Genomic DNA, 18,496 nt, shown 5'->3' with positions numbered 1-18,496 from the left:
TATGTTAAAAATATTTAAAGTATCTCTTTTATTTTCACTTAGTCTAAATCTTTTTGCAAATAGTATAACTACAGATTTTATGCAAAAAGATTTCAAAATAACTTATGAATGGCTTGTAGAAAAACCAAAATCAAGTGCTAAAGATTTTTTTATATTACAATATCTTGAAAATGAAGATTTAAGTTATGAAAATGCAAAAAAAGCTTATGATATGAGAAATGGAAGAAATGCTCTTCTTGATAAAGCCTTTAAACAAAAATTCAATGAAAAAATATCTCCAGAAGATAGGTTTTGCTACAATGCTTCTATTTTAGAACTTAAAAATAGCGATTCAAGATGTATTGCTCTTGGTTTAGCTTCACTTAAAAAAGCATCTGACTTATCAAAAGAAGATCTTGCTTTTTTTATATCAAAGCTTGATACTTACCCTACTTTAAAAAACAATCTTATACTTATATCATCAAATGATATTTATAAAAAACTTATAAATGGCTCTACTGATAAATTTTTAGAAATTTTTTTTGAAGTTAGTGATGCATATAGATATAAATATTTAAATCAATCTATAAATCCAACTTTTTTACATAAAATTGCTATGCATAAAGATTTTGAAAAATTTTTACGAACTGTTGTTTATGATAAAAAATTAAATAATATACAAAAATCTCTTGATAACCTAAAAACTGAAAAAATGTTAACAACAAATCTTCAATTTTTATTAGGTATAAATGCTGTAAATAATCGTAAATTCGAGAGTGCAAAGCAGTTTTTTGCCAACTCTTATGATATAGCACTTTTAAGAGGTGATAAAGATAGAGCAATATTTTGGCTATATTTACTATCAAAAAATACTATTTATCTTGAAGAATTAGCAAAAAGTTTTGAGGCAAATATCTACTCTTTATATGCAAAAGAGCTTTTAAATATAACTCCAGATAATCTAGTTTTCAAAATTGATATGAAAATAAAACCTAGTTCTTATGATATTTACGATGCTTTTAGCTGGCTAGAAGTTACAGAAGATAGCAAAAAAAATTTAGATGATGCAAAGATGGAAAAATATTCAAATCTTTTTACTCAAAAAAGTATGGAACCACATTTAGCTTTTATTCTTGAAAGATATAATAGATTTAGAAATCAATATTTTATAACTCCTTATGAGGATTTATTAAACAATTATGGAATATATAAAAAAGTTTTAATCTACTCTATTGCAAAACAAGAAAGTAGATTTATTCCATCTTCAATCTCATTTTCAAGTGCCATGGGAATAATGCAAATTATGCCATTTTTATCAAAAGATATAGCAAGTAAGTTAGGTGATGATTACAATATTTATGATCAATTTTTACCTGAAAAAAATATACAATATGCAAGTTTTCATCTTGACTCATTAATTAAACAATTTGATAGTAATCCTCTTTTTATCGCCTATGCTTACAATGGTGGAGCTGGATATGCTAGAAGTCAATTGCAAAAAGGTTTGTTTAAAAATAAATCAGAGTTTGAACCATTTTTAAGCATGGAGATGATTTCATATAATGAAACAAGAGAGTATGGAAAAAAAGTTTTGGCTAATTTTTATATATACAACAACTATTTAAATAGTGAGAATAAAATCTCACTATCTTCTATTTTTCAAAATTTAGTGTGGCATCACTAGATTTTGGTTTTAGAGTTATATTTAAATTCTGTACCAACTCTTGATTACTAAATTTTACTAAATAGTAGCTACCCCAAAAGTTTCTAAGCATCATATCTTCATACTTTTTATCATCTCTATCTAATTTTTCAATAGATATTGGAGTTTTTCCATTTAAAAGAAGTTCATATCCATTTTTAGTAAAATCTATCTGTTCTTCTAAATTTGGAAAATAGATATAAATCAAAAAATTCTCTTCTTTTGGGCTTATTTTTGGATCAAATTTATTTAAATATGTTGCCATAAATGTAACTTCTATTGCATCATTTTTTATAATATCAGCTTTTTTTGTATTTCTAACTGCATTTGTTTCAATATCACCTTTATCAAAATATCTAAATGCACTATTTTTTGGTGTACAAGCTACAAATAAAATTGAAATTGCAACTAAGAATAAACCTTTTTTCATTAAAACTCCTCATATATAAGGGAACGATTATACAAAAACTACACTTTAAAATATATTTTTATATAAATAGAGTTTAACAATTCTTTGGATAAAATCCTAACCATGAATAAAAAAAGATTAGTAGTGGCATTTTCAGGGCCATCAAATAGTGGTAAAACAACAGCTATTGTTAAAGTTGCAAGTATTTTGCAGGATAGTGATTTTAAAGTGTGCATAGTAAAGCACGACCCAAAAGATAAAGCTATGTTTGATAGAGAGGGAAAAGACTCTTTTAAGTTCTCACAAACAGGAGCAGATGTTGCAGTTGTAAGCCCTAATAAAACAACTATATTTAAAAAAGATAGTTCAACTATTGATGAGTTAATATCTATTTTTAATGATTTTGATTATCTGCTAGTTGAAGGACTTAAAACTTTAGAACTTCCTAGAATCTCTATTTTTAGAAATAAGCTAGATGATAGCTATTTTGAGGTTTCAAATGCTTTGGCTATTGATGATAGTATAAATAAAAAAGATATTCCAAAAAGTCTTGATATTTTAGATTTAAATGACCCACTTGAAATTATAAAGTGGATAGATAAAAACGCAAAAAGGGTATAGATGCAAGAGATAATAAAAGCAATAGAAGAAGCAAGTATAAAAATAAAACATCTAATAGAGACAGGCGATACTGGAAAATCTCAAAGCGAAAATAGTACGGGAGATACTCAACTTAAACTAGATATTCAAAGTGATGAGATAATTGAAGAGATTTTTTCAAAACTTTCAAGTGTAAAAGCAATAGTTAGTGAAGAGCAAGATAGTATAAAAAATATAAATGAAACTGGTGAATATTTAATAGCTTACGATCCACTAGATGGTTCATCTTTAGTTGATGTAAACTTAAGTGTTGGTTCAATTTATGGAATATATAAAAATGAATTCAATGCAAAAAATATAATAGCTTCTATTTATGTAGTTTTTGGTCCAAGAGTTGAGATGGTTGTAGCTACAAGTGATGTGAAAATGTACAGACTTTTAAATGGAGAGTTTAAATTTATTCAAAATATTAAACTTAATGAAAAAGGTAAATTAAATGCTCCTGGTTCTACTCAAAACTGCTGGGCACCTTTTCATAAAAAGCTAATTGATGATATTTTTAATGATGGATATAGACTAAGATACAGCGGTGGAATGGTTCCTGACTTACATCAAATTTTACTAAAAGGTGGTGGACTTTTCTCTTATCCAGGAACTACTGATAGACCAAAAGGGAAATTAAGACAACTTTTTGAGGTTTTCCCTTTTGCATTAGCTTTTGAAAAAGCTGGAGGAGCTGCTGTTGATGGAGAAAAGAGAGTTTTAGAAGTTCCTACAACTCATATTCATGATACAACTCCTTGTTTTTTTGGATCAAATATCGAAATAAACAGAGTTTTGGAAGTTTATAGTAAAAATGTCTAATGAAAATAAAGATTTAGACCAATGGGAAGAGAGACTTGAAGATATTTTACAAGAACTAAACTCTTGCCAAAACTCAAAAAATCTAAACTCTTGTAAACCTTGTGGTCAATTTTTTGAGTGTGTTTTAAGAAAAAAGTATGTAGTAGCCGTTTATGAGTCAATGAATAAAGGCTCAAGTGGTGGATTTGAATTTTAAGAAAAAAGGTAGAAAATGCAAAAAGAGTGTAAAAATGTTTATATAACAACTCCAATTTATTATGTAAATGATGTAGCACACATAGGTCATGCTTACACAACAATAATAGCTGATATGCTAGCAAGATACTCAAGATTAATTGGACATAATACATATTTATTAACAGGAACTGATGAACACGGACAAAAAATTGCTCAAAGTGCTGAAGCTAGAGGAAAAACTCCAAAAGAGTATGCAGATGAGATTTCTGGAAAATTTAGAGCGCTTTGGGATGATTTTGATATAACTTACGACAAATTTATTAGAACAACAGATGAAGAGCATAAAGTTGGTGTTCAACAAGCTTTTTTAAAGATGTATCAAAATCAAGATATTTACAAAGGTGAATATGAAGGTTTTTACTGTGTTCCTTGTGAGACATTTTTTCCAGAATCTCAACTTGCAGATGGAGAGTTTTGTCCAGAGTGTGGTAGATCTACTATAGTTGTAAAAGAGGAGAGCTACTTTTTCAAATTATCAAAATATGAAGATAAACTTTTAAAATGGTATGAAGAAAATCCTGATTGCATATTACCAAGAGCTAAAAAAAATGAGATTGTAAATTTTGTAAAAAACGGATTAAAAGATCTTTCAATTTCTAGAACCTCTTTTGATTGGGGAGTTAAGCTTCCTGAATCTATGAATGAACCAAAACATGTTATGTATGTTTGGCTTGATGCACTTTTAAACTACACAACAGCTTTAGGATATGGAACGACTGAAAAAAATATGAATTTTTGGCCGGCAAATATTCATTTAGTTGGAAAAGATATTTTAAGATTCCATGCTATTTATTGGCCAGCATTTTTAATGAGCTTAAATTTACCTCTACCAAAACATATTGCTGCTCATGGATGGTGGACTAGAGATGGTGAAAAAATGAGTAAATCAAAAGGAAATGTAGTAAATCCAAAAGAGGTAGCAGATGCTTATGGATTAGATGCATTTAGATATTTCCTTTTAAGAGAAGTTCCTTTTGGGCAAGATGGAGATTTTTCACAAAAAGCACTACTAGATAGAATAAACTCTGATTTAGGAAATGATTTAGGAAATTTACTAAATAGAATTATGGGAATGAGTGGCAAATATTTTGACTTTAGTGTAAGCTCAAAAGATGTTCTTAAATTCCATAAAAAAGAGCTTGATGAAGTAAATAGTATTGTATCGACACTAGAAAACTATATTTATAATATGCAAATAAATAGATACCTAGAAGAGATTTGGAAAATCTTAACTATTGGAAACAAAGCTATAAATGACTATGAACCATGGAATTTAATAAAAGATGGTAAAAACGATGAAGCTATGGCTTTAGTTGCTCTAATTACAAACATTATGGCAAAAGTTGCTCTACTTCTTGATAGTGTAATGCCACATAAAATAAAAGATATTGCAACTTGTTTAGGTATTGAAATATCAACTCAAAATTATAATAAATTAATATTAAATAATGAACTTTTAAGTGATGTAAAAATAACAAAAATAGATGCCCTATTTCCAAGAGTTGAAGATATTTTACTAGCACAACCAGATGTTTCAGATATTACAGTTTTACAAAAAGATGAAAGTAAATATGAATCAAAAGTTGAGCCTGAAGCTCTTGATTTAGGAGATTTAAATCTTATAACTATTGATAAATTCTTTGAAACAACTATTAAAGTTGGAACTATCATAGAAGCTGTTGAAGTTCCAAAATCTTCAAAACTTCTAAAACTTCAAGTTGATTTAGGTGAAAATCGTCCAAGACAAGTTGTTGCAGGAATAAAAGAATTTTATAGTGCATCTGAACTTGTTGGAACTCAAGCTTGTGTTGTTGCAAACTTAAAACCTGCTAAACTAATGGGTCTTTTAAGTGAAGGAATGCTTTTAGCAGCAAAAGATGAAAATGGATTAAGCCTAATAAGACCTGAAAAACCTAAAAAAATTGGTACAAAAATAAGCTAGTGAAAATCTCTTCAATAGTTGATATAGTTGATGGAGAACTTCTAAACTCTCCATCTATCTCTTTTATAAACAATATAAGCAGTGATGCAAACAAAGTAAAAACTTCTGATATGTTTATTGCAAAAAATATTGAAGATTTAAAAATAGCTTTACAAAATGGAGCTTATGCAGTTATATTTGAAAAAGATTTTGAAGTAATTGATAATGAAATTGCTTTTATAAAAGTAAAAAATCTAGAATTAGCTTTATTAAAAATAGTAAGATATAAACTATCTACTCTAAAAATTAAATCCTATTTTTGTACTGATGAAACTTTTGATATGTTAAAGTTATATCAAAACAATCATACAAAACCTATTTTTCTAATCTCTAAAAATATAGAAAAAGCATTTAAATTTATTGATGATATTAAAGATGGTGATATTTTAATATCAAAAAATAAGAAACTTTTAGAGAGCATCTATCCAGATATCAAAGAGTTTGAGAAAAAATTAGATGAAAATAGTATAAAAAATCTAATAAAACACTCTTTATTTGAACTTAGTTTTTCATACAAGGATATATACTTTTCAAAATTAAGATTATCTAAAATATATTTGAATAGTTTTTTGAATATTTATGATTTTTTTAAAGGAAATATTGATATTTCAAAACTAAAACTATATTCAAACTTTAAAGCAATATTTATTGATAAAGATTTTCAACCAATAGAGAGTGGGAAAAGTGATAGTTTTATAATTTGCCAAACAAATAAAAATTTAATTCCTATAGAAATTACATATCTAAAAAATGAATTTAAATATGCAAAAACTATATTTGTTTCAAAATATAAAATATCTTTTTTAGATGAAAAAGAACAGATAATTATAAATAATATAGAAGATTTAAAAAATATTTTAAAAAATTTGAAATTTAACTGTGTTTATTTAATAGGTTTTACAAACCAAGAGAGTTTTGAATTTCTACAAAACTCTCAAAAATTACAAGCTCTATTTTAATATATTTTTCCAAATGAACTAATAACTTTTCCTAAAATATTTAGTTCATCTTTTTTTAAAATTTGAACAGGATAATCTTTATTGTCAGAAATAATATCTAAAAGTCCATCTACTCTTTTTTGGACTCTTTTTACAAAAAGACCATGATTTGTTGTAAAGGCATAGATTCCATCCCTACTTATATCATTTTTAGTTTTATCAACAAAAATTATATTATTTGAGTTTAGTGTAGGTTCCATTGAATCACCAACAACATTGATAGCATCTATATTTTTAAGATTTTCTTTTTCACCTAACATAGTTAAAAAACAATCAGGAAGCTCCAAACTTTCACAATAATCTTCACTATCATAAGCTCCACCTCCAGCACTTACATTTACCGTTGGATAATATTTTATCCAGTATCTATCAGTGCTATCTATTAAAGAGTTTGGATTTTGGTTATACAAAAGCCAATTTATTGAAATTTTTCTCTTTGCACAAAAATTTAAAATATTTGTATATGGAATTTTTCCTCTATTTTTCATTGTTGCAAAATTTGCTTGAGTTAAATCTAAAGCCTCAGCTAACTCTTTATCAAAAACTTTTTTTGTTTTACTATCAGTTTTTAAAATATTTTTTAACTTATTAAGAATATCTTCAACTATAAACATTTTATTCCTTTTTTTGAATTATTTTTGAAATTATATTACATTTTGAAATATTTTTCAACTATTTTTTTGCTTTTTTTTATATTTTTTTATAAAAAATAAGAAATATTCAATTTGTTATGAAATTTACTCATCTTTCAGAAAGTTTTATATTTTTTTGGATAAAATTTCGCATTAAAAATTAGAATAGGAATTTGAATTATGTCTAATATTAAAGACTCATTAGGTTTAGAAAACATTGGTACGATATTTAGAAATTCGGATGTCGATTTTTTAATCGATTTCGCAGTAAAAAACGAGAAAGCAAAAATCTCTTCAGCTGGTGCTTTAATGATTGATACAGGTATTTTTACAGGTAGAAGTCCAAAAGATAAGTTCTTTGTAAATCAAGACCCATCAAATAAATATATTGCTTGGGGAGATATAAATAGAAAAGTTTCAAAAGAGGTTTATGTTGATCTACTTGCAAACTCAAAAAAACAACTAAGCAATAAAGATATTTTTGTAACAGATGTTTTTTGTGGTTCTTCATTAGATTCAAGAAGAGCAGTAAGATTTATTACTGAAGTTGCTTGGCAAGCTCATTTTATTCAAAATATGTTTATCCTTCCTACAAAAGAGGAGCTTGAAAACTTTAAACCTGATTTTACAATTTACAATGCATGTAAAACTGTTGATATGGCTTATGTAAGTCATGGGTTACACTCAGAAGTTTATGTTATATTTAATGTGGAAGAGAATCAAGCTATTATTGGTGGGACTTGGTATGCTGGAGAGATGAAAAAAGGTGTGTTCTCTATGATGAACTACTGGCTTCCACTAGAAGGAAAACTTCCAATGCACTGTTCTGCAAATATTGGAAAAGATGGTGACACTGCACTATTCTTTGGACTTTCTGGAACAGGAAAAACTACGCTTTCAACAGATCCAAATAGAGCATTAATTGGTGATGATGAGCATGGTTGGGATGATAATGGAGTATTTAACTTTGAGGGTGGTTGTTATGCAAAAGTAATTAATCTAGACCCAGAAAGTGAACCTGAAATCTTTGGTGCTATTAAAAAAGGTGCTATTTTAGAAAATGTTGTTGCAGATGAAAATGGAGTTGTAGATTATTCTGATAAATCAAAAACAGAAAATACAAGAGTTTCTTACCCAATAGATCATATAGAAAATCACACTCCATCTATGAGAGGTGGGCATCCAAAAAATATTATATTCTTATGTGCTGATGCTTTTGGTGTTTTACCTCCAGTTGCTAAACTAGATAAACAACAAGCTATGTACTACTTCTTAAGTGGTTATACTGCAAAAGTAGCAGGAACTGAAAGAGGAATAAACGAGCCAATGGCAACTTTCTCTTCTTGTTTTGGAGAGGCATTTTTACCACTAAATCCAACTGTTTATGCTGAACTTTTAGGTAAAAAAATAGATGAACACAATGTAAATGTATTTTTAGTAAACACAGGATGGACAGGTGGTCCTTATGGTGTTGGAAAAAGAATGAGTATTAAAAATACAAGAGCTTGTATAAATGCTATTTTAGATGGTTCTATAAATGAATCTGAATTCCAAAATATGACAATATTTAATATACAAATTCCAAAAACACTAAAAGGCGTAGATACTCATGTATTAACTCCTAGATATACATGGTCTGACCCACTAGAGTATGACAAAGCAAAAAGAAAATTAGCAGAGATGTATATAGAAAACTTTAAAAAATATTTAACTCTTGAGAGTGAATATGATTTTACAGCTGCTGGTCCACAGTTATAATAAAATTTTGTTTTAGATAAGCAAAAAGCTAAGGATATAAATCCTTAGCTTTTTTTATATAGATATATTTATAATAAAATTTCTTTTTAATAAAGTACTATTTTATTTTACAGGTTTATCATCTGGTGTTACTATTATAGTTTCTAATACTGATGTTGCTATTTTTTACCCTTTCTTGTTTTTTTGTGGTATGAAAAACCAATAATTTGGTTTTAATTCTTCTAAATTTATATTAATGTTATTTTTAAAATATTTTTTTATATTTTCTTCATTATTTTTGTTATATGTCACAATCAAAAAACTACTATCAGTTTTTCCTATAATTATTAATCTATACCTTTTTAAGTCGAAGTTTCTGTAAAAAATAATATCTACTAAATAAGAAAGAATAGATATAAAAATAAGTATAGGGAAAGATATAGTAAATAAAATTTTCCTTATAATATTCCATCTTTTTATTTTTTCATTAAATTTTGAATTGTTATTAGATAATAAATGATATGGTAGTATTTTATATACCTCCTCAATATCTATTATTCTTATATTTATTTTATTTATATTACCTATGCGAAGAACTAATCTATCTTTATAAAATAATATCTTTCTTTTCTTATAAGAAAATACTAAAAATATAATCAAATAAACAAACATAATAATAATTAACACTATTGCATTTTTAAAACTATATACTCCTGTATCTTGTAAGCTTGCACCTAATAAAAACATAAAAACAATAATACTAATGCCAACTATAATTTCTGTAATTTTAAATATTAAAGTACTTTCATCATTTATCTCAAATAAAAATCCATCTTTATCTGATATTAGTTCTAGGTTTTTATCATTCATTTTATTTCTCTATATAAATTAATGTTTTTTAAAAAATTATAATAATTTATTGAATTTGCAAAATATTTGATTACTTTTAAATTTTGTAGTTTATTTATAGAAATTATATTAGCGAGATAGAAAAAGGTAATTAATACCTCTGTAAGTTTAAATTTAGTAAAAATCCCCATTTTTATCTTAATTCCCTTGTATAAATACTATTTTTATGCCTTGTGAAAATTCTATCAGAAACTTGTCACATTTTTGTCACAAGTCTCTCATACTATTTACAATTTAATTATTTTATAAATTAAAATTATTTTTATCCCTCTATTTGTATCTCTTCTAAAATCTCTAAACCAAAACCTTGAAGTCCTACAAAAGAGTGTTTTCCTCCACTTGTCATTAGCTTAATTTTTTTAATTTTTAAAGAGTTTAGTATTTGAGCCCCTATTCCATAGTTCTTTTCTAGTTCCTGATTTTTATTTGAGTTATTTAAAAATATTAAAACTCCACCTTTACTTTGTAAAAAGTTTATAGTTTTTAACATAGAATTTAGTTTATTATCATGTAAAAATATTTTAATATCAGGTCTTATTGTATGAAATTTTACATGATTTACATCTTCTTCTTTTCCAAAAAGAATAACTGTATGAATATTTTCAAGATGGTCTTTAAACTCTTTTTTTATAGCTTCCTTACCAAAGAATTCTATCTCATTACTAGAAACTTCACAAACTAAAGTTTCATTTGCAAGTCTATATTCAACTAAATCTGATATATAAATCTGTTTTAAATTATGTTTAGCAGCAAAAATATCTAAATCATCTCTTCTTGCCATTGTTCCATCTTCTTTTAGAATTTCACAAATAACAGCTTCACCTTTTAATCCAGCTAACTTACATAAATCAACACTTCCTTCTGTATGACCTGTTCGAACTAATACTCCACCATCTTTTGCAATAAGTGGAAATATATGCCCTGGTCTTACAAGTTCTGTAGCTTTAGATATTGGATTTGCTAAAATCTTAATAGTATTATCTCTTTCAATTGCACTAATTCCAGTAGCTGCATTTACATCATCAACCGAAACTGTAAAAGCTGTTTCATACGATGATGTATTATTTGAAACCATAGGAAAAAGTTCAAGCCTTTTTGCTGTTTCACTTGATACACTCACACAAACCAAACCTTTGGCATGAGTTACCATAAAATTTACAAGCTCTGGAGTACTCAATGCTGCTGAATATACTAAATCTCCCTCATTTTCTCTATCTTCATCATCTAGCATTATTACCATATTGCCTTTTTTTATCTCTTCTATTGCTTCTTTTACTCTTGTTATTGCATTCATATTTTCTCTTTTAAATTATATTTTTTGTGGATTATATCAAAAAAGCCCTTGTATATGGACTACTTATTCAAATGGCAAAATACTATTTTGCTCTTCATATTTTTTTAGTTTTTGAATTAGATTAATCTTTGCATCATCAAAGTTATTTGATGATGCACCTTTTAGTTCAATAGTTTTACTAGATAATTGTCTATTATTTTTATCTTTTACTTTAATATTTAAAATATTTTCAATAATAAAAAAACCAGATGGTCTAATCTTACTTTGATTTGAACTCAAATCTATCTCATAAATATTTTCACTATCTTTTTTTTCTACAACTTTGTATGATTTTTTGTTTAAGCTATTTTTGAAAACTTCTTTAAAAATTTCTGAATTATCATCACTTTTTATAAAAAAACTTATTTTTGAAATACTGCTTTTTATCTCTTCTTCTATTTTTTGAATAGTTTTTATATATCTATTTTCACTCATATTTTTATTTTGTAAACTCTCTAAAAGTTCTGCTTTGTTTAGATTAATATAAAATTTTTCTAAAAGATATTTATATTTTATATTTTTGTTTAAAATATCATCATTGCTTCTTTTTAAAATTTCATATTCATCATAAAGATTTGATATTTGACTATTTAAACTATTTATTAAATCACTCTTTTTTATACTAATCAAATAAAAAATCTCTTTTTGAAAACTATAAAAATCCTCTATTTTATAATCTTTAAAAGTTAATTTTTCACTCTTTGTATTTATATTAAAAATTGTAGTTTTAGAAACATACTCTCTATAATCTCTAAAAGATTTTAAACTTATCTCTTGATTTGATTGTATTGTTAGCATTAATCTTGAAGATAAATCATCTAAAGCATTTAAAATAGCCTCTTGTTTTGTATTCGCAACTCCAACTCCATAAAGCATATTTCCGTCATTTAAAGGTGGGTTTAAGTACCAAGAAGGATATTTTAAAGAGTTATTTTGTGAAATTTCATCTTTGTTTATTCCAAAACAAGCTACAAAAAAAATTGAAAAAAATATAGGAAATAAATATTTCATTTTTCAGCTTCTATTTGATTGTTTAATCTATTTCTTTCTTCAATTCTCTGTTTTATTCTAGTTATGGCTTCTATTACAGTTTTATTTGGTTTTAGTGTTAATTTATCAGATAAATCATAAAGTTCTTTTGCATTTTCATACTCTCCTAAACTCTCTTTTATAACACCTAAATTATACGAAGCAACATAACATTTATCATTTGTTGAATCCAAAAGTTTACTAAAGATCTCCATACTTCTATCCAACTCTCCAAGTTTCAAATACTCTAAACCATTTTCTAAAAGAAGATCTTGCTCTTTTGTATATGAAATATCAGGTTCATCAAAAAGCTCTAAATAGTAACTTTGCTTTGTAGGAGCAATATATGGCAAAAATTCATCTACAATACTCTTTGCAAAACTATCATAAACTACATTTTCTTGTGGCAACCCACCGCTTTCATCTGAACACTTTTTATAACTTCTATTTCTTGTGTAATTATTTGTATATATTACATCACCTTTTTGTACATCAATCATTGAAATATTTGCTATTAATGAATACTTTGCATTTGTACAAGCTACTCTATACTCTTGTGTATATTGACATTTTCTATCAACACATCTATATCTTGTTTCATAATAGTTATCTCTTTGTACATTTGCACTATCAATCTTTCCACTAATTAATGCTTGAGCACCTAAAAGTTCTCCTATTTCAACACTGTTTGTTTTATTTGCAAGTCCTGAATATTGAAATTTTTGTTCATTTAAAATATTTTCTCTATTATTTTTACTAATAACTGTAAAATATGATTTATCATCTACTTTTACACTATATATTGCTGATTCAATTTTTGTAGAAAGTCCTACATTGTCGTTTTCAAACTTTAAAACTGCAATCTTTTTTGTATTTGAAGCTCTATCAATAATAGCTGGTTTAGTACTATTTATAAGTACTTTTTGGCTACATCCAGAGATAAAAAAAACAACAAATATAAAAAAAAGTGATGATTTTAATCTCATAATCCTCTTAAAGCCTCTTTTGCATTTTGCTGTTGAGTTTTTGTATCTATTAAAGTATTATCTTTTGAAGAACAAGCACTAAAAAATATTGATAAAAAAATCAAAAAAATAGATAAATATCTCATATTCTTTTCCTATATTTTATCTAAAGAATCTAGTGCTTTTTGAACTTCACTATTGATTGTTTTTTCTATATTTGCTTTTGGAATTGCAACTAAAATATATATAAAATTATCATTTGGATTTTCCCAAGAACTTATTTGCTTTGACTCTTTTAAAGTCATAGATGAAGTTTGTCTTGATACCATAGTTACAACTCTTTCTATACTTTCACTCTCTTTTAATCCTGTTGAATTCATGTAGCTTTCAACTCTGTTTTTTACTTCTAGTTCTATATCATTTACTAAATTTGTTCTAGCATTTGCCAAAGCTTCTCTTCTACTAAAATCATGCCCTAGTTTTGACATAGGAGCAGATCCAACTGCAACAAATCTGTTCTCTTCACTATAATTCCCACAAGCCCAAAGTGGAGCTTTTGCTCCCGCAATTGTACATTCAGTTACAGCTATCTCATTTATATCTTGAGTTTTAGAACTACAAGAGACAAAAAAGATTGAAGCTAAAGAGATAAAAAAGATAGTTGAAGTTTTTTTAAAAATAGACATATTTTTCCTTAAGATTTTGATTTTAAAATAATAGTAGATATTTGTGAAAAAATAGTTAAATAAAATACTATTTTTTATATTTATCTACTTCATATTTTGAATATAGTAATAAATAGCTTCAATCTCCTCTTCAACCATAAAATATGTAGGCATGACATTTGCTTTATAGATTAATTTATCACAAACTTGATCTTTTTCAAATTTGAGATTATCATTTTTTTTCAAATTAACTTTTTTTGAAAAAACATCATACTCTATATATTTTATATCAGGAGCAATTAAAGAGCAAAAATACTCTTCTTGATTTTGAACATGCTTAAACTCAACAAGTTTTTTACCTCTTGCATCATCTCCATGACAGTTGTTACACCCTATTCCTCTAGGGTTGTTATATAACATTTTTCCATACTCATATTTAGTAATAAAAGAGTTATTAATATCCATATCATTTGGATTTTCTTCAGCAAATGAGTTTAAAATTATAAGTAGAGATAAAATAAGAATTTTCATTTTAATTCAAGCTCATTTTGATTTTTCAAAAACCAATATAGACTAAAAATTAATCCAGGAGTTTTTGCTTTTGTTTCATCAAAAATAAAACTATCCATATCATCTTTATTTAAAAAGTACAACTCTATTTGCTCATCATTTATTCCTCCACCGCTATGAAGCTTTTGGTTTTCACAAATTGTTGCAAAATATAGATGCTGTTTTGCTCCACTAATTCCTACATTTGTAAAAAAAGAGGTGATTTTTTTGATATCTTTTTTATCAACTTTATAACCACACTCCTCATCTATCTCTTCACTTACAATCTCTTCAAGAGTCATATTTTTATCTACAAGACCAGCACAAAGTTCATAAGTATAAGTGATATTTTTATCATTTAAATAGACAGGGACTCTAAACTGTTTTACAAATAAAAATGACTCTTTTTCTTTGTGATAAAGTAAAACAGCCACACTATCATGGCTTCTTACTGCTTCCCAGCTCTTTTTTATACCATTTAAAGTAAAGTTTACTTTTAAAGGTTTTATATAATTTGTCTCTTTTAGTGGACTGATTCTTAAATCTTCAATAATGTTATTCATAAAAATCCACTATTTAAAATTATCAAAAACCAAAGGAGCTTTTAAATCTAAACTTTTTAAATGTCTCATAACTGCTTGTAAATCATCAATATTTTTTCCAGTAACTCTTATTGTATCACCTTGATTTACAGCACTTACTTTTAGTTTCAAATTTTTAATCTCTGTTTGAATTCTTTTTGCTTCATCTTTTTCTATACTATCAATTATTTTATAGCTATATTTTCTATTTCCACCGCTACTATCCTCTTTTTTAAGCTCTTCAAGTGAATTTATACTTATATCTCTTTTATTCATTTTTGAAATCATAATATCAAGCATTGCATCAATTTTATTATCACTTGAAGAAATAAGAGTTAAAGTCTTTGCTCCAACATTTAAATCTATCTCTTTGCTTATACCTTTAAAATCGTATCTATTATCTATCTCTTTTTGTGCTTGAATAACTGCATTTTTCATCTCTTGCATATCAAGTTTTGCTGAAATATCTAGTGAATGTTCTTTTACTGCCATTTTTATTTTCTCCTTTTATTGATTATCTTTTAATATTGCATAAGCAAAAAGAACATATGCAATAATTTGTAAAGTTCCACCTATTGGTGTAATTGCACCTAAAATTGGAAGATTTAAAATTGTAAGAAGATATAAAGATATACTAAAAATAAGTGTTCCAATTAAAATTAATATTTGAGCAACTTTTAATTTTTTATTGTATGGTCTTAACATTGTCAAAACTGTTGCCATAAACAATCCAAAAGTGTTATAAAACTGATATTCAACGCCTGTATGAAATACTTTCAACATCTCTGCAGTTAAAATATTTTTTAATCCATGAGCTCCAAAAGCTCCAAAAGCTATTGCGCTTGCCATAAGTAAAGCTGTAATTGCTAAAAAAATTCTAGCTCGTCTATCAAAAATCATATCTATCTCTCTTCTTTAATTTGTATATCAACTTCCCAGAAAAACTCAATCCACATATCTGTCTCTTTTATATAAAAATCTGGTTTTATCAAAGCTGTTTTTTTATAAAAAAGTGTAGCCAATTTAAACTCTGTATTTGGAAATTTTTCATTTAATATTTTAAAAACTTCTATCATCGTTTTACCACTATCAACTATATCATCAATAATCAAAACTTTTTTATAAGATTTTAAGTCTGGAATATTAAAAATCTCTATACTATCTTTTTGATTTTTTCTATCATAAGATATTGAATTTATAGTAAAAACATTTCTTTGATTAAGTGCTTGTGACATAAGATGAGATAGAGTTAATCCACCTCTTGCAATACTTAAAAATGCATCCGCTTTAAAACTTTTAGAAATATCTACTAGTTTTTGAGTATCTTCTTTACACATTTCATAACTATAATATAGTTTATTCAAAAAAATATCCTTTATTTAAAAAAGATATATTAACAATTTATTGCTTATTTTGTGGTTTTGTGAGTTTCATAAATGCTTCTGGTAAATTATTCATTTAATTTATCTTTTAAATAAATTTATTTCTTATTTTGTTTTAATTTAATCTTTGAAGTTTTTAACTATTTAATTTAATCTCTAAAGGGTTTATAAAACTTTTCATGGGCAATTTCAAGCATTTGTTTATCTCCACTACTATCACCATAAGCATAGATATAATCAAAATTTTCTAAATCATAGAGTTCTTTAATACGATTTACTTTCTCAACTCCATAGCAGTTTTTACTTAGCAATTTTCCAGTTACAATATCATCTTTTATCTCTAGCTTTGTAGCAAGAAGTTCTAAACCATTTTTTTCGCACCAAGGTATAAGCCAACACTCAATAGAAGCTGAAACAACTACCATTTTATGACCTTGATTTTTATGCCAGTTTATTTTTTCTATAGCTTTTGGTCTTAATATTTTATCTATATGTACCAGTGAGTATTCATTTGCTACTTTTAAAAAAGCATCTTTGCTCATACCTTTAAAAAACCAAGATAGCATATATTGTTTGGCTTTGTAGTTTGGTATTAGCTTTAGTTTGTATAAAACAAGCATTGGAGATAAAACTACAAGACCTAGTAAAAATCTTCTATCCCCAACTACAAATCGAATAAACTTTAAAAGGCTATCATCTGTTGTTATAGTTCCGTCGAAGTCAAAGAGGGCTAGGGTCATTTTTAGTTAAATTATATATTTTATTTAAAATTAAATATATAAATATCATATATATTCCCCATGATGCTACTTGACCAATTTCCATGTACTCTGCTACCCAAGAATATAATCCCACAGTGTCACCAGGAGTTTTATCATTGATCATATACAAATCACTTTTTCGAATTAAAGGTAAAGGTTGGCTTGCTTCAGGAATAAGCGATACTAATCTCATTATAGGAATAGACAAAAGAAAGCCAAAAGCTATATAAAATTTATTCAACTTTTCCATACTACTTAAAAAGAAAATACAAAAGAATGGAAATGCTTGCCACAGGACTCTTTCCATATCACTTGCTGCAAGAAAAGCAAAAATAAAAAATAAAAATGCCAGCGAAAAAGAATACATATAAGAATCTTCCTTAATATTAATTATAAAATCTTTATAAGAAAAATTAATAAAGTATATTAATATAAAAGAACCAAATGTTAAAAATATTGCTACAAGATATCTTACAAAGTCTAATGGATTAGTTAAATGTGTATATCCCCATCCTAAAATTGTTTTTATGCTAGAACCTGGTTCAATATTTGAAAATCCATAATGCTTAATATAATAATTAATTATAAAACAAAAAATAATTGTAATAAATAAAAAAGTAAATTCTTTTTTATTTAATCCTTTCATATAAATTTTTGATTTTAAAAATATAGATATTAATAAAATCAATACGACTGGTAAAACTTGTTCCTTTACACCTACACCAAAAATTGCAATAATAAAAAATGTTTTATAATTCTTAAATATTAAACTTATAAACAATAATAAACTTATTGAAAGAGATAAACTGTCTACTAAATATGGATAGTTATTAAGTACTCTAAAAGATCCTAAATAATGAAAAATAAACCAAAAAATTACGAAAGATATATTTATTTTGTTAAAATTGAATATTTTAACAAATATGTATAAAATTAAATATACATTTAGAACATTAAAACTTAAATTCAAAATTCTAAAAGACATAAGCATATCCAAATTAAAAACATTACTAATCAAGTAGGCAATGTAAGGATAAAATGGTCGTTGATTAAATGGAAAAATCAAATCAAATGGGAGTGTTAGAAATTCCGTGTCAATCTGATAAAATAATATCAAGGATTGACAATGGAACAAGAGATAAACTTTGATTTCAATGAAATATTGAAAGAATTTAGAAGTGGT

The 18,496-nt window shown here is 26.1% G+C and carries 22 protein-coding genes; 7 read left to right on the top strand and 15 right to left on the bottom strand.

Annotated features, from left to right (window positions below; translation table 11 throughout):
* The first annotated feature begins 1 nt into the window (after position 1).
* Positions 2-1,663, top strand: coding sequence for a lytic transglycosylase domain-containing protein (locus AC5LG6_RS09920; protein WP_498586421.1), 1,662 nt, complete (start codon positions 2-4; stop codon positions 1,661-1,663).
* On the opposite strand, the gene AC5LG6_RS09915 is transcribed toward AC5LG6_RS09920, so the two are convergent.
* Positions 1,632-2,111, bottom strand: a complete 480-nt coding sequence (locus tag AC5LG6_RS09915; protein ID WP_066346259.1) for a hypothetical protein — start codon at positions 2,109-2,111, stop codon at positions 1,632-1,634. The two genes, AC5LG6_RS09920 and AC5LG6_RS09915, sit on opposite strands and share 32 nt — an antisense overlap.
* A gap of 102 nt (positions 2,112-2,213) precedes the next feature.
* On the opposite strand from AC5LG6_RS09915, the gene mobB reads away from it, so the two are divergent.
* From mobB to AC5LG6_RS09890, 5 genes are read left to right on the top strand one after another with little or no spacing between them, the layout of a single operon-like run.
* Positions 2,214-2,711: a molybdopterin-guanine dinucleotide biosynthesis protein B gene (gene mobB / locus AC5LG6_RS09910; RefSeq protein WP_260895342.1), complete on the top strand. Its 498-nt coding sequence runs from the start codon at positions 2,214-2,216 to the stop codon at positions 2,709-2,711.
* The gene (locus AC5LG6_RS09905) at positions 2,712-3,554 is read left to right on the top strand and encodes a class 1 fructose-bisphosphatase (RefSeq protein WP_498586419.1); all 843 of its coding nucleotides are present in this window, start codon (positions 2,712-2,714) and stop codon (positions 3,552-3,554) included.
* Entirely contained in the window at positions 3,547-3,750 is a 204-nt protein-coding gene (locus AC5LG6_RS09900; protein ID WP_260931299.1) for a hypothetical protein, read from the top strand. The genes AC5LG6_RS09905 and AC5LG6_RS09900 overlap by 8 nt, the downstream gene beginning before the upstream one ends.
* Positions 3,751-3,765: 15 nt before the next feature.
* Positions 3,766-5,733: a methionine--tRNA ligase gene (gene metG / locus AC5LG6_RS09895; RefSeq protein ID WP_434280303.1), complete on the top strand. Its 1,968-nt coding sequence runs from the start codon at positions 3,766-3,768 to the stop codon at positions 5,731-5,733.
* On the top strand, positions 5,733-6,731 hold the full coding sequence (locus AC5LG6_RS09890; protein ID WP_260920815.1) for a peptidoglycan synthetase: 999 nt from the start codon (positions 5,733-5,735) through the stop codon (positions 6,729-6,731). Before metG ends, AC5LG6_RS09890 begins: the two co-directional genes overlap by 1 nt.
* Here the strand turns inward: AC5LG6_RS09890 and AC5LG6_RS09885 are convergent.
* On the bottom strand, positions 6,728-7,384 hold the full coding sequence (locus tag AC5LG6_RS09885) for a LexA family transcriptional regulator (protein ID WP_498586418.1): 657 nt from the start codon (positions 7,382-7,384) through the stop codon (positions 6,728-6,730). The two genes, AC5LG6_RS09890 and AC5LG6_RS09885, sit on opposite strands and share 4 nt — an antisense overlap.
* Positions 7,385-7,582: 198 nt before the next feature.
* Here AC5LG6_RS09885 and pckA point away from each other — a divergent pair, with 198 nt between their 5' ends.
* On the top strand, positions 7,583-9,160 hold the full coding sequence (gene pckA, locus AC5LG6_RS09880; RefSeq protein WP_498586416.1) for a phosphoenolpyruvate carboxykinase (ATP): 1,578 nt from the start codon (positions 7,583-7,585) through the stop codon (positions 9,158-9,160).
* Between the two features lie 165 nt (positions 9,161-9,325).
* Here the strand turns inward: pckA and AC5LG6_RS09875 are convergent, their stop codons facing one another.
* The 13 genes from AC5LG6_RS09875 to AC5LG6_RS09815 all read right to left on the bottom strand — a co-directional run bounded on the left by AC5LG6_RS09875 (position 9,326) and on the right by AC5LG6_RS09815 (position 18,298).
* Entirely contained in the window at positions 9,326-10,009 is a 684-nt protein-coding gene (locus AC5LG6_RS09875) for a hypothetical protein (protein ID WP_260879769.1), read from the bottom strand.
* Positions 10,010-10,310: 301 nt separating this feature from the next.
* A complete protein-coding gene (locus AC5LG6_RS09870; RefSeq protein ID WP_498586414.1) occupies positions 10,311-11,342 on the bottom strand; it encodes a bifunctional 3,4-dihydroxy-2-butanone 4-phosphate synthase/GTP cyclohydrolase II in 1,032 nt (343 codons plus the stop codon).
* A gap of 63 nt (positions 11,343-11,405) precedes the next feature.
* The gene (locus tag AC5LG6_RS09865; RefSeq protein ID WP_498586413.1) at positions 11,406-12,392 is read right to left on the bottom strand and encodes an LPP20 family lipoprotein; all 987 of its coding nucleotides are present in this window, start codon (positions 12,390-12,392) and stop codon (positions 11,406-11,408) included.
* Positions 12,389-13,396 (bottom strand): tetratricopeptide repeat protein, encoded by a 1,008-nt coding sequence (locus AC5LG6_RS09860; protein ID WP_498586411.1) that lies wholly within the window; start codon positions 13,394-13,396, stop codon positions 12,389-12,391. Before AC5LG6_RS09860 ends, AC5LG6_RS09865 begins: the two co-directional genes overlap by 4 nt.
* Complete coding sequence (locus tag AC5LG6_RS09855; protein WP_260879777.1) at positions 13,393-13,521, bottom strand: hypothetical protein; 129 nt, start codon at positions 13,519-13,521, stop codon at positions 13,393-13,395. The genes AC5LG6_RS09860 and AC5LG6_RS09855 overlap by 4 nt, the downstream gene beginning before the upstream one ends.
* Before the next feature lie 9 nt (positions 13,522-13,530).
* Positions 13,531-14,061 carry an LPP20 family lipoprotein gene (locus tag AC5LG6_RS09850; protein ID WP_066166099.1) on the bottom strand — a complete coding sequence of 177 codons (531 nt, stop codon included), beginning with the start codon at positions 14,059-14,061 and terminating at the stop codon, positions 13,531-13,533.
* Positions 14,062-14,145: 84 nt separating this feature from the next.
* Positions 14,146-14,571, bottom strand: coding sequence for a c-type cytochrome (locus tag AC5LG6_RS09845; protein WP_066166095.1), 426 nt, complete (start codon positions 14,569-14,571; stop codon positions 14,146-14,148).
* Positions 14,568-15,152, bottom strand: coding sequence for an NUDIX hydrolase (locus AC5LG6_RS09840; protein ID WP_066153529.1), 585 nt, complete (start codon positions 15,150-15,152; stop codon positions 14,568-14,570). The genes AC5LG6_RS09845 and AC5LG6_RS09840 overlap by 4 nt, the downstream gene beginning before the upstream one ends.
* Positions 15,153-15,161: 9 nt before the next feature.
* Positions 15,162-15,662, bottom strand: coding sequence for a YajQ family cyclic di-GMP-binding protein (locus AC5LG6_RS09835; protein ID WP_066222715.1), 501 nt, complete (start codon positions 15,660-15,662; stop codon positions 15,162-15,164).
* 15 nt (positions 15,663-15,677) lie between these two features.
* On the bottom strand, positions 15,678-16,070 hold the full coding sequence (locus tag AC5LG6_RS09830; protein ID WP_498586410.1) for a DUF423 domain-containing protein: 393 nt from the start codon (positions 16,068-16,070) through the stop codon (positions 15,678-15,680).
* 2 nt (positions 16,071-16,072) lie between these two features.
* Entirely contained in the window at positions 16,073-16,507 is a 435-nt protein-coding gene (locus tag AC5LG6_RS09825; protein WP_066166155.1) for a phosphoribosyltransferase, read from the bottom strand.
* Positions 16,508-16,701: 194 nt separating this feature from the next.
* On the bottom strand, positions 16,702-17,292 hold the full coding sequence (locus AC5LG6_RS09820) for an HAD-IB family hydrolase (RefSeq protein WP_498586408.1): 591 nt from the start codon (positions 17,290-17,292) through the stop codon (positions 16,702-16,704).
* On the bottom strand, positions 17,273-18,298 hold the full coding sequence (locus tag AC5LG6_RS09815; RefSeq protein ID WP_498586407.1) for a hypothetical protein: 1,026 nt from the start codon (positions 18,296-18,298) through the stop codon (positions 17,273-17,275). The genes AC5LG6_RS09820 and AC5LG6_RS09815 overlap by 20 nt, the downstream gene beginning before the upstream one ends.
* Positions 18,299-18,496: the final 198 nt, after the last annotated feature.

It is taken from the genome of Arcobacter thermotolerans (assembly GCF_983172305.1).
Note: the sequence above shows the minus strand (reverse complement) of the source record. Positions and strands in the feature narration are given on the sequence as shown.